This window comes from Allobacillus halotolerans (assembly GCF_018967645.1).
Classification (GTDB): Bacteria; Bacillota; Bacilli; order Bacillales; family Alkalibacillaceae; genus Allobacillus; species Allobacillus halotolerans.
In genome coordinates, this window is record NZ_JAHLZF010000003.1 from 316 (window position 1) to 12,537 (window position 12,222).

The 12,222-nt window shown below is 39.4% G+C and carries 11 protein-coding genes and 1 riboswitch; of the genes, 2 read left to right on the forward strand and 9 right to left on the reverse strand.

What is annotated here, in order from left to right:
- The first annotated feature begins 184 nt into the window (after positions 1-184).
- On the forward strand, positions 185-367 hold the full coding sequence (locus tag KQ486_RS02925; RefSeq protein WP_216686749.1) for a hypothetical protein: 183 nt from the start codon (positions 185-187) through the stop codon (positions 365-367).
- 43 nt (positions 368-410) lie between these two features.
- Here the strand turns inward: KQ486_RS02925 and KQ486_RS02930 are convergent, their stop codons facing one another.
- From KQ486_RS02930 to KQ486_RS02955, 6 genes are all read right to left on the reverse strand, one after another.
- A complete protein-coding gene (locus tag KQ486_RS02930; protein WP_216686750.1) occupies positions 411-1,955 on the reverse strand; it encodes a class I adenylate-forming enzyme family protein in 1,545 nt (514 codons plus the stop codon).
- A 50-nt stretch (positions 1,956-2,005) separates the two neighbouring features.
- Entirely contained in the window at positions 2,006-2,770 is a 765-nt protein-coding gene (gene fadH, locus KQ486_RS02935; protein ID WP_216686751.1) for a 2,4-dienoyl-CoA reductase, read from the reverse strand.
- Between the two features lie 91 nt (positions 2,771-2,861).
- On the reverse strand, positions 2,862-3,308 hold the full coding sequence (locus KQ486_RS02940) for a MarR family winged helix-turn-helix transcriptional regulator (RefSeq protein ID WP_144088391.1): 447 nt from the start codon (positions 3,306-3,308) through the stop codon (positions 2,862-2,864).
- Between the two features lie 176 nt (positions 3,309-3,484).
- Positions 3,485-4,528 carry a ribonucleotide-diphosphate reductase subunit beta gene (locus tag KQ486_RS02945; protein ID WP_144088392.1) on the reverse strand — a complete coding sequence of 348 codons (1,044 nt, stop codon included), beginning with the start codon at positions 4,526-4,528 and terminating at the stop codon, positions 3,485-3,487.
- Complete coding sequence (locus tag KQ486_RS02950) at positions 4,509-4,943, reverse strand: flavodoxin (protein ID WP_216686752.1); 435 nt, start codon at positions 4,941-4,943, stop codon at positions 4,509-4,511. The genes KQ486_RS02945 and KQ486_RS02950 overlap by 20 nt, the downstream gene beginning before the upstream one ends.
- Positions 4,940-7,174: a ribonucleoside-diphosphate reductase subunit alpha gene (locus KQ486_RS02955; protein WP_216686753.1), complete on the reverse strand. Its 2,235-nt coding sequence runs from the start codon at positions 7,172-7,174 to the stop codon at positions 4,940-4,942. Before KQ486_RS02955 ends, KQ486_RS02950 begins: the two co-directional genes overlap by 4 nt.
- A 131-nt stretch (positions 7,175-7,305) precedes the next feature.
- A riboswitch (cobalamin riboswitch) is annotated at positions 7,306-7,499 on the reverse strand.
- Between the two features lie 522 nt (positions 7,500-8,021).
- On the opposite strand from KQ486_RS02955, the gene KQ486_RS02960 reads away from it, so the two are divergent.
- Complete coding sequence (locus KQ486_RS02960; RefSeq protein ID WP_216686754.1) at positions 8,022-8,651, forward strand: vanadium-dependent haloperoxidase; 630 nt, start codon at positions 8,022-8,024, stop codon at positions 8,649-8,651.
- Between the two features lie 99 nt (positions 8,652-8,750).
- Here the strand turns inward: KQ486_RS02960 and KQ486_RS02965 are convergent, their stop codons facing one another.
- The 3 genes from KQ486_RS02965 to KQ486_RS02975 all read right to left on the reverse strand — a co-directional run bounded on the left by KQ486_RS02965 (position 8,751) and on the right by KQ486_RS02975 (position 12,185).
- Positions 8,751-9,737 carry a polysaccharide deacetylase family protein gene (locus KQ486_RS02965; RefSeq protein WP_216686755.1) on the reverse strand — a complete coding sequence of 329 codons (987 nt, stop codon included), beginning with the start codon at positions 9,735-9,737 and terminating at the stop codon, positions 8,751-8,753.
- Positions 9,738-9,811: 74 nt separating this feature from the next.
- The gene (locus KQ486_RS02970; RefSeq protein ID WP_216686756.1) at positions 9,812-10,549 is read right to left on the reverse strand and encodes an ABC transporter ATP-binding protein; all 738 of its coding nucleotides are present in this window, start codon (positions 10,547-10,549) and stop codon (positions 9,812-9,814) included.
- 4 nt (positions 10,550-10,553) lie between these two features.
- Complete coding sequence (locus KQ486_RS02975; protein ID WP_274237437.1) at positions 10,554-12,185, reverse strand: ABC transporter permease; 1,632 nt, start codon at positions 12,183-12,185, stop codon at positions 10,554-10,556.
- Positions 12,186-12,222 lie beyond the last annotated feature (37 nt).

Consider the following 12,222-nt stretch of genomic DNA (forward strand, 5'->3'; position numbering starts at 1 on the left):
TCCTAACAAGAAAACGTATGTTCTCATTATACACTACCAGCTTGTGTTTTGGGAAGTAATAACCTTATTTTCGGACAAGGAAGATGACGATTGTCATCTTTTGTCCGAAGGCGATTCATCTCCACCCTGGCTTCGCCTGAGGATGGAGTCTTCTCGCCTAAATCGATAAAAAAGAGGTGATTCAGTGGATGATCAATCTTTCAAAGAACTGAAGAAAAGAGTGGTGGATCATTTAAATAAAAACCAACCTGTATTGGATAAAGAAACGTTAATGAACAAATCGATTGAGCAAGCGAAGAAGAAATACCGCAAAGAAATGTTAATTCAGAAAGAAATTAACCGAGTTAAAAAACGTCTAAATGAATAAGAAAACCTTGCCGCTTTTTATGCGTGCAAGGTTTTCTTATTCATCATTTGGCTTTTTCTTCCATGAATTTTTCTCGTATTTGATATTTTAATAACTTACCTTGAAGACTACGAGGTAATTCATCTGTAAATTCCACTGAATGAGGTATTTTGAATTTCGCAAGCTTTCCGTTACAAAATTCCAGAATATCTTCAGCATCTGCTTTTTCTTCTTCACGTGGAACTACAATGGCTTTCGCTACCTCGCCCCATTTTTCATGAGGGACACCGATCACTGCAACATCCGCAATATTCGGATGCTCATGTAACACTTCTTCAATTTCAGCTGGATAAACATTAATCGCACCTGATAGAATCATATCTTGCTTTCGATCGACGATATAATAATAGCCTTCTTCATCTTGGATGCCCATGTCACCTAGTCCGAGCCACTCATCTTTAAAGGCTTCTTCTGTAGCTTCTGGACGCTTATAATATTCATCACATAAAGTTATACCTTTCACATAAAAAGCTCCCGCGTCACCTTGCTTGACCTCTTCGCCATCATCATCAAGCAGTTTTATATCCATTCCAAGCATCGGCAATCCTACAGAACGATTTTTCCTTTTTTGATCTTCTGGAAACAAGTTTGCAGCACCACCGAGTTCGGTTGCCCCGTAAAATTCGTTTAACTCCGAAGATTCAAAGAAAGATAGAACCTTTTCTTTCGTACTCGTGTGTAACGGAGCTCCTACAGATATTAGACTTTTCATAGATGAAACATCGTACTTATCCCGTACATCTTTTGGTAAGGCAAAAATAGCATCAAACATTGGAGGTGCCAAGAACGTAGTCGTTGGTTTTTCTTGCTCGATGGCTTCCAAAACTTCCACCGGATGAAACTTTTCTATAATATGAACCGGGTTACCGACAAAGAAATTTGGTATTGATATGGAAAGTGCAGCAGCACCATATGCAGGTCCCGCAACTAATCCTTTGCCACCTCTCCCAATTGAAAATTCGATACTGAAAAGCAATGCAACCAAATATAAACTCCGGTGAGAACGGACAGCACCTTTGGGACGCCCTGTCGTTCCGCCCGTATACATGATGCAGAAGATGTCCAACTCGTTCAATGGTTCTGAAGGGACTGGCTCGTCAGTAGGAAATTGCGAAATCCACTGTTCATATTCAAATGAAGACACTTCGGATTCACCGACACTTATATAGTGATGAGTATAATTTGCTTGGTCTTGTATAGCTTTCACTTCATCGGAAAATCGACTGTCGAAAATCAGAGCAGTGGATTCGGAATCGTCCAAAACATGCTTAATTTCCTGTGATACAAAACGCGAGTTAACCGGAACGTAAGCTGCACCGATTTTTCCACAAGCAAATATCACCTCATATAGTTGGTTACAATTCATCAATTGAAATGCTACTTTATCGCCTTTTTGAATCCCTTCACTTTGTAAAGCATGTGCCAATTGATTGATCCGCTGATTAAATTGCGCGTACGTAAATCTTTTACCTTTAAACGAAATGGCCTCTTTCTCTCCATAACGCTTAGCATTCAACACAATTGGATCACTGAACAACATATGTTCCATTTAATAAACATTCCTTTCATCGCTTAAGTATTTTTAAGAAATACACCTAATTAAAATGGACTACGATTGAGCCAAGCTCCTCCATCCATCGTGATACATTCTCCATTGATGTAGTCTGCCTCAGCTGAAAATAAAAACTTCGCTAGACCTGCAATCTCATCGGGTCTACCTGGTCTGCCAAGAGGCACTCCTTTAAGTACTTGTTTTCGAGCCTCTTCTGATTGTAAAAGTTTAGCAGCTCCACCCGTATCTTCAATCGGTCCAGGAGCAATAGCATTTACACAGATGCCATACTTCGTTCCCCATTCGACGGCTAGTGTTCGTGTCATTGCCAAGACACCTGCTTTGGCACTGGCGGAATGTATGACACCGGCGCCCCCTGTCCATGAATAAGTGGTGACTATATTTAAAATACGGCCTTTCTTTCCGGTTTTGATCCACTCTTTTCCGACAGCTTGGCTGCAATACCAGCTTCCATTTAATACGATGTCTACGACTGAGTTCCAACCATTGATCGATAAATCCTCAGCCGCGCACATAAAGTTTCCTGCTGCGTTATTCACTAAAAAATCAATTTCACCGAACCTTTTTTTCGTCTCCTCGATGGTATATTGCACCTTGTCCGGATCGCGAACATCCATCTCCACACAAAGAACTTGCCCTTCGACTTGTTCAAGTTCTTCTTGAGCGGCCTGTAAACGCTCCATCGAACGCCCAGTGATGACGACTTTCGCACCTTCTTGCGCAAAATTTTTAGCCATGGCTTTCCCCATGCCGCTACTGCCACCCGTTACAATTACTACTTTGTTTTTCACTGAATCCCCTCCACCTTGATATACTTTTCAATATGAAACCGCATTCATTTTTCTGCTATCAAATGTACAATTCACTTCTATAACGACTATTTCAATAAAACATACCTGCTTTTGTTCCTTTTTTTAGACCTAGACCAATATCAAATAACATTTGCTTAAATTCTTGAACTTTTTCTTCATCATACTGTGACAGTAACTCCGAATCTAATTCATCCATTTTGTGACTTAGTGGTTCTTCTAGAAGACGACCTTTTTCTGTTAAAAACACAAAACGATTGCGACGATCACTAGAATCGAGTCTACGCTCAATAAAACCACCTTGTTCCAATCGATCAATAATTCCAGTTACAGTTGCGCTGTCCATTTGTAGGCGCTCTCCTAATTCCGAACCAAGTTGACCATCCTTTTTCCAAAGGAAATAAAGTACTCCAAACTGGACGGATGTTATTCCGTATGAGGACAACTTTTCTTTACTGAGCTGCTTTACTTGTTGTAGTGCCTTTCCGAGAATAAAATGTAAGCAATCGAATTTCTCCATTACCACCACCAACCTTTTTAATTTTCTGAATGTTTTATTTTTTACAGTATATCATGTATACAAGTATTTTGTATACAAGTATTTTGTATACAAGTTATTTTTTTTGAATAAAAAAAGCACCGAACATCTGATTACGTTCGGCGCTTCAATTGTTTTTTCTTAGATATTGCATTCAATTACAAATCATCAAACCCATTCAAGTCACTTGTTTTCGTATACTGTCTGGATTTTTGTTCGAAGAAGTCTGTTTTCGTACCATCAAAATTATCGACATAGGCACGAATCCACTTCATTGGGTTTTCGACATGTTCAGGATAAATTTCATGAAGTCCCATCATCCGCAACATTTTATTGGCACGGTATTTGATGTAGCCTGCCATTTCGTCGAGATCAATTCCTTCCACATCTTGAAGAACATAATGTGACCATTCAATCTCGAGCTCGACGGATTGTTGAAAATGCGTGTATACCCACTCTGTCAGTTCACTCGTATTCTGTTCAGGATTTTCAGCTAAAGTTGCCCGGAACAGTTCGGCAATAAAACGACCATGTTCAAGCTCGTCGCGGTTAATATAGCTGATCATCGTGGATGTACCGACCATTTTGTTTTTCCGTGCTAAGTTATAGAAGAAGGCAAAACCGGAATAGAAAAACATGCCTTCCAATAATGACGTATAAACTAATGTTTTCAAGATGTTTTCAATCGTCGGCTCTTCAACAAATTGATTGTATTGATGCATGATCTGCTCATTCCGCTTCAGAAGAACAGGATCTTTTCTTCCGTGTTGAAATGATTCATTTTGCTCGTCCAATGAAACTACGGAAGAAAGCACGTATGAATAGCTTTCATTATGAACAGCTTCCTGCTGGGCAATAACCGCCATAATGGACTGCACAGAAGCGTCTGTTGCATATAAAGAGATGAGCAATGCCGTTCTCGTTTGTGGTGCATCAAGCGTCGACAGTAGTCCGATGATTTTTAAGTAGGCCTCTTGTTCAGCAGCCGTTAAGTTTGAGAACTGTTTGACGTCACCAGACATATTCACTTCATCCGCTTGCCAGTAGTTCCCCAATAGTCGCTTGTACATTTTATACCAATGTGGATAAGCGATATCATTCCAATTTAAAATCCCACTTGATTGCCCACCAAATAATCCTGTTGATTTATTCGGGTTTTGCGGTTCAAGTGTTTTCGCTCTTTCAAGCAAAGATTTTTCCATGCTGTAACACTCCTTCAACCCATTTGTGTACTTTTTCTTCCTGACTTCCTCTAGGCGATTGTTCGATCTTTAATCCCGGCCATTTACTGTGATAAAACTTCGTCAGCTTGTTTACGGCATTACAGAACAATTCCTCGCCACCGAATTGAGTATCCCCCGTACCAAAGACAGCAATATGATCAGATTTATATCCAATTTCCAAAATAAAATCTTTCACTTCCTCAGGTACACCTCCGTAATCCCATGTAAATGTACCGAGAAATATTAAATCGTAATCCATCGGGTCAAACGGAGGACTAATTCCGATCGAGTGCATGTCTACAAAAACATTTTGCTTCTTTAATCGTTCCTCGATTAACTCGGCTACTTCTTTCGTGTTTCCGCTGTAAGATAAATAAGGAATGATGACCCTCAACTTTCACACCACTCACACTCTTCGACGTCATTCGCTGTCGAACGAACATAATAAGTCGTTTTCAACCCTTCCCTCCATGCTTGTAAATGAAGATTAAGCAAGATGGACGCTCTTATTGTATGAGGCACATAAAAGTTAAACGAAATACTTTGATCGACATGTCGTTGACGAGCTGCATTCTGTGTCACAGACCAACGCTGGTCTAGAATATAAGCCGAACGACGATAAATGTGATACGTATGATGGTCAAGATCAGGTGCTGTCACAGGTATACGAAAGTCTTTTTTCTCTTCACTGTAAAACGGTTTAAAGACGGGATCGATACTTGCTGTTGAGCCCGCAATCATTGATGTAGAAGAATTCGGTGCAACAGCCATTAGATAACTATTTCGAATCCCATGCTTTTGAATGGCTTCTTTTAATTCCGTCCACTGCTCGTTTGAATAACCCTTTTGGTCAAAATATTCTCCAGTACTCCATTTACTGCCTTCAAAATATGGATAACTTCCTTTTTCCTTTGCCAAATCTGCACTTGTTTTAATCGTGTAGTAAGCTATTTTTTCGTATAGTTCATCGGCGTATTGAACAGCTTCCTCTGTTTCCCATTCGATATTTTTCTGTGCCAGTAAGTGATGCCAACCAAATGTTCCAAGTCCGATGGCGCGATACTTATGATTGGTCACGACTGCCTGCTTGACCGGCAGATTATTTAAATCAATAACGTTATCAAGCATACGGACTTGAATCGTGATCAACCGCTCAATGACATTGTCAGGCACTGCACGACCGAGGTTGATTGAACTAAGGTTACAAACAACGAAATCGCCTGCTTTGTATTTTTTAACAATCGTATTTTCTTCTTCAATATATTCTTCCACTAGTTCAGTCGGAGATTGATTTTGTGTAATCTCCGTACATAAATTAGAACAATAAATTATTCCTGTATGTGAATTGACGTTTTGCCTATTCACTTCATCTCGGTAAAACATAAACGGTGTACCTGATTCCAATTGTGAGCGCATGATTCGCTTCATCAAATCGATCGCTTTCACTTTTTTCTTACTCAATTGGTCATTTTGAACACATTCATTGTATTTCTGTCTGAATGATCCGCTTCCCTCTTCTTCATCATAAAAATCTTCCAATGAAAAGCCCATGACTTGTTTCACTTCATGTGGATCAAATAAATACCAATCACCACGCTCTTCCACGGTTTCCATAAATAAATCTGGAAGCGTCACACCTGGGAAAATATCATGTGCTCTCATGCGCTCATCACCATTGTTTAATTTCAAATCAAGAAACAATTCAATATCTTGATGCCAAATGTCCAAATAAACAGCAATTGCTCCTTTTCGCGTACCCAACTGATCCACGCTCACTGCTGTATTATTCAGCTGCTTCACCCACGGCACGATGCCACTGGACATTCCACTAAATCCTTTAATTGAACTTCCACGGGCTCTTACTTTCCCCATGTATACACCAATACCACCACCATTTTTCGATAGATTGGCAATGTCTGTATTGCTGTCGTAGATGCCCTGCAAACTATCTTCCACTGTATCGATAAAACAACTGGATAGTTGGCCATGTGTTTTTCCTGCATTATTCAGCGTTGGCGTGGCGACCGTCATGTATAAATTACTTAATGCCCAATACGCCTCAGAAACAAGCTTTTTTCGCTTCTCAAGATGCTCATCTTGCATTAAATACATCGCGATCATCATCCAACGTTCTTGAGGCAATTCATATACATTTTTATTATGATCTGTCGCCGTATAGCGTGTAGCCAATGTATATAACGCTAAGTAATCAAATAACATGTCTTTTTTAGGATCAATGATCGTTTGAAAATGATCAATTTCATCCTTTGTATATTTCGTTAATATCGCTTCCGAGTAAATCCCTTTTTCCGTTAACGTTTGGATGAGATGATAAAAAGACCCGTAGCCGATATGTGGATCGACGCTCCGGTTTTCTCCTGCCTTTTTATAAAGCTCACGTAAATAAAGCCTTGCTGCAACATACTTCCAATCCGGAGTTGCTTCATCGATATTTTCAAGGGCATTCTTAATCAATAGATCTGTTATTTTTTCATGATCCATGTCTGGTTGAATACTTTTTAATGACTTCTCTTTATATGGACCTGTTTCGATCGGTAGTCCGTCCGCCGCTTCATCAATCGTTTGTCGTATGGATTCCTCATTTACTGTTAGTTCCGTAATCATCCATCGTCCCTCCTCTTTAATTCCAACAAAAAATAGCCGTTCCTCTCAACGAGTTGAACGACTATAAAACGACAGAAATATCCACGTATGCATACTTTTCTATCGTTTCATAATCCCTCACCCCGGAGAAATGAAACTTTCAAGTTATGGCAGGTCTCCTGACTCGTGCGCTTAACATTTATTAGAGCCCTTCCCATATTGTCATCGTGAAACGAGCAATACAGTGGACGTCTAACCGGACACACTTACAGTTGCGGGGGCAGTTCCAGCATTTCACTGGATTCCCTTTTAAGACAAATATGTCACCGTAACTTCAAATTACTATATATAGTTCAAATTAACTGAAAATAAATCAATATATTGTGTTAAGACTATCATACTCAAAAATGAATTACAAGATTAATATAAAGAAAACTACTCAGTAAGTGTACGGAAATCTTTTATAACCCCTCCTCTCTTTTATTTTAACTATAAAGAATTCCACCTTTATCAGTCTATACCACAGTGATATAACGACATATGATAACTATAAAGGTTTTTAAAAGAGAGGTGCATCACATTGAGCAAATCCAGAACGACGAATTACCCTCGTTAGGATGAACTCCCTTACGCGGGGGAATCAAGACCTGTTGAAAATCCCGAAGCTCCTTTTGCAGGAAGCTGGACGACATATTTCATTCGGTTGGAAGATGAAAAATAGGTATCTACCTTTACTGGTGAAACGATCCCTTTTCAAGTACGCCATCCAAATACGATCAATTGGTATCGAGAATTACCGATTGTACAAAGAACGTTACGAAATTTAACAAGAGAACAGAAGGCCATTGCGACATACTGGGGAACGGGCGTGGCCACAAAGCAGTGGACGCCAATAGCAGATCAACTCATCGATGCTTATGGCGTCGAAGCCCCTAGAGGCGCAAGAATTTTAGCTGCTTTGCACGCTGGATTAAACGATGCGTTTGTTGTGACATGGTTTTACAAATTTAAATGGCTAGTTGCCCGTCCAAATCAGTTAGATGATGAATTGGCTACGTTCCTTTGCACACCAAGACATCCTACTTATCCATCTGGGCACGCAGCAGTTGCTGGTGCAGCTGCAGTTATTTTGTCTTATTACTTTCCGGCTGAAAGAAGACAGCTTCAACAATTAGCAGAAGAAGCGGCACAATCGAGGTTATATGCTGGCGTGCATTTCCCGATTGATAATGAGCAAGGATTACGGCTTGGCAGTCAAGTCGGTGAGCTTGTGACAAGACAATTGCAAAGAAATCGAGATACGGAAAACCGAAGCATCGATACACCTTATCGTAACTCTTTAAATGTTAAACTCACGCCACCACCTTATGAACAAGTCATCCCTTTTCAATTCGATGACTCCTGCGATTCGTTAGTAGCCAAAAAGTCCAATCCAAAAAGAAAAAAGAAACAACACTTATCAAATACCCATACGCATGGTCCAAAGTTATTTTATTAATCTAAGGAAGAAACTAAGCCTAATGTCATCTAAAAAAATCCGAACCGATTCGTTTATTTCAAGAATCGTCGTTCGGATTTTTTAATCAAATGTCATTTGTCAATTGGATTCTATTTCAGAAACCGTCACAAATTCATATCCTTCTTTTTCTAATGAGCTTAAAATTCTCTCTACTGCTGTTACAGTTGTTTCGTGAATATCGTGCATAAGAATCACGGAGCCATCTCTCACGTTGTCTTCAACGATTTTAACGATTTGATTAGGATCACGAGATTTCCAATCCAATGTGTCAATTGTCCATAACGTCGGAGGGAGCCCAAGAACTTCTCTGACATGGTCATCAACCGCTCCATATGGCGGACGGAAAACAGTCGGTTCTTCTCCTGTCGCGTTTCGTATCACTTCATTCGTCACTGCAACTTCCTCACTGATTTCTTCTTGCCCGAGTGTCGTTAAGTCTTTGTGTGTCCACGTATGATTGCCCAGCTCATGACCTTTTTCCGCAATGACTTTCGCAATATCTGGATAGAAATCAACCCTGTTTCCTAACATGAAGAACGTAGCTTTCGCATCATGTTTATCCAATAACTCAAGAATCTCCAATGTGTTCGTCGGATGTGGACCGTCATCGAATGTTAACGCGACTTTCTTTTTATTCGAATTTGTATCTTCTTTTGATTCTTTACCCGGATCATCCTTTTTACTTGGCTTCGGTGTTTCCGATTCATCTTCTCTGCTTGGCTCCGGATCTTCCGTAAGATTAAAATCAATTTTTTCTTTCCATTCGTCCGTAAATATTTCTTCCATTTTATGAAAAGGAATTGAGATTTCAGGAGACCCGGCAGCACCTGAAGTCACCTCATATTTATCAAACTTAAAGATAACAGACTGATCTTTAAAGAACATATTTGTAAATTGATTCTCTTCGTTTTCTGTCCATTCCTTTAAAAAATATTCAAATAAATAGGAATCCTCTTGTTGTTGAAATCTTTCGAGTAATAAGCGGTAGATTTTATTTCTATTTTCTTTGTTATCGATTAGAATTTCTTCTTGCTCAATAAATCTCTCTTGCTCGACATCGACCAACTGAACTTTTGAACTTTGATCTTAGACAGGTGGCTCATCATTTTCTCGCTAACGTTATTTTTTATGCAGTGTTATTAAACCTTCGATAAAACTCTTGGTTTAACAGCTATGCGATCGGAGAAATCACAATCTGTACCAAAGATATCGCGTGGTGTACCTAAATCAATGATTTTACCATCTCTTAAAACGACAATTTGATCCGCCAACGCTTGTGCGTCGTCTTGATCATGGGTTACAAAGATCGATGTGACACCTGTCGCTTTTAAGATTCGACGTAGTTCTTCTCTGATCTTAAGCTGTAAGTCAGCATCTAAGTTACTGAATGGTTCATCAAAGAGTAGCAATTTCGGTTTTGGCGCAAGAGCTCGTGCTAATGCCACTCGCTGTTGCTGTCCTCCACTTAATTCATAAGGGTACCGCTTTTCATAACCTTTTAAGTTCACTAACTCAATGACTTCATTCAAGCGCTGTTTTTTCTCTTTGCGAGTCCATTTATGCAAACCAAATGTGATATTATCTTCTACTTTTAAGTGAGGGAACAATGCATAATCTTGAAAAACCATGCCGATGCCTCTTTTTTCAGGCTGTACAAATGTCGACGGACCGGCCATCAACTGATCATCTACAGATATACTTCCCTTTTCAGGCATTTCGAGTCCAGCAACTAAGCGTAACAACGAGCTTTTTCCACTGCCGGATTCTCCCAAAATCGTCGTGATATCACCTTTTTGAATCGTTAAATTAAACGATTCAAGACAATGAGTAGTTGCATTTGGATATTTAAAAGACAAGTCTTTTATGTTTACAAACATCGAATTACTCCCTTTCTAACACATGATGGAATGCATAAATTGAAATCGCACTGATACATATAATTAAGATGGACGGCAACGCCGCTTCGTGAATCATTTCATTCGTCGCATAATTAAAAGCGTTCGTCGCAAGTGTTTCAAAGTTAAATGGTCTCAAAATCAATGTTAACGGTAATTCCTTCAGAATATCAATAAAAGCTAAAATAAATCCGCCGAAAATGGCGCCTCTAATTAGCTTGATGTCCACTTTGAAAAAGGATTTCGTCACGTTGTTTCCAAGTATTCGTGATGCATCTGTAAACTGAGTGCCAATGCGCTCAAAACCGGATTCAACAGAATTGTAAGCGACAGCTAAATACCGCACGATATAAGCGAAGATTAACATAACGATACTTGTACTCAATATATACGAAGAAGTAAATCCCCATTCATAAATTTGTTTATCTAAACCGATGAAAAGAGAAACAACTCCTACAGCAATGACTGCCCCTGGAATCGAATAACCCAATATCGTAACCTTCGGAAATACTTTTGAGAATAAACCTCGATTGAGTCTGGAGACGTTACTGATGACAACAGCCATAATCGTAATGATCGCCGCTGCTACGAACGCAACACCTATAGTATTACCAATTACTTGTAAAAATTCTACTGAAAAGCTTTGATCATACGTTAACATCGCCCAATAGATCAATTGAATAAAAGGAATGATGAACGCAATACCAAAAACAAACATACAATAACCGAAAGCGAGCCATTTCCGTTTACCTTGTAGTTTAACAGGTTGCAGTAACCTTACTTTCGTCGTCGTAAAACTAAACCGCTTACGACCACGTAATACTCTTTCGAGAACGAGCAAGCCTAAAATAAGAAGCATTAATGTACCCGATAATTTAATGGCGGAATCAAGATCGCCTAGCCCAAACCACGTTTGGAAAATAGCCGTTGTAAATGTTTGGATGCCGTAATATTTAACGACCCCATAATCATTGAGCACTTCCAAGATTACCAAGCTTACACCGGCTACTATCGATGCTCTCGCAATAGGCAATACCGTTCGGTAATATATACGCCACGAACTCGTTCCCAGTATTCGGGCATTTTCAATTAGCGCTGTAGACTGTCTGGCGAGAAAAGCCTTTGTTATTGTGAATACATATGGAAATAAAAAAATCACAAAGATAAAAATTGCGCCAGGCATGTTCATAATATTAAAGTATTGCTGGTTCACCGTGATATCCCACTGATTTCGTAACGTCGTTTGAATCACGCCTGTATAGTTCAAAATTCCATGATACGTATAAGCACCGATATACGGCGGGATTGCCAAGGGTAGAATCAGTCCCCATTGAAAAAATCCGCGTAGTGGAAAGTCGTAAGCAGAAATGATCCAAGCTAAGCTCGAACCGATAATTGCTGTGAATAATCCAACAAATAATACAAGTATGACTGAATTAACAATATACGTATTCAGCATATATTCTTTTATGTGAAGCCAGTTTTCATTTGTTTCTGCAGCAAATTGTAGGATGATGGATAAACTCGGCAATAGTATAATGACGATAAATAAAATACTTAATATTGTCCAAGTGTTCCAATTGCTTTTTATATTTCTAAACCAATTCAACACATTCACGCCTTTCAACAACCACATCACCCATCATACAATTTAC

Excerpts from the sequence above, each read along its gene's own strand:
- KQ486_RS02930 (WP_216686750.1), bottom strand. The coding sequence starts at position 1,955 with ATGGAACATATGTTGTTCAGTGATCCAATTGTGTTGAATGCTAAGCGT.
- KQ486_RS02940 (WP_144088391.1), bottom strand. The coding sequence starts at position 3,308 with ATGGAGAAATTCGATTGCTTACATTTTATTCTCGGAAAGGCACTACAA.
- KQ486_RS02945 (WP_144088392.1), bottom strand. The coding sequence starts at position 4,528 with ATGGAAAAATCTTTGCTTGAAAGAGCGAAAACACTTGAACCGCAAAAC.
- KQ486_RS02955 (WP_216686753.1), bottom strand. The coding sequence starts at position 7,174 with ATGATTACGGAACTAACAGTAAATGAGGAATCCATACGACAAACGATT.
- KQ486_RS02970 (WP_216686756.1), bottom strand. The coding sequence starts at position 10,549 with ATGTTTGTAAACATAAAAGACTTGTCTTTTAAATATCCAAATGCAACT.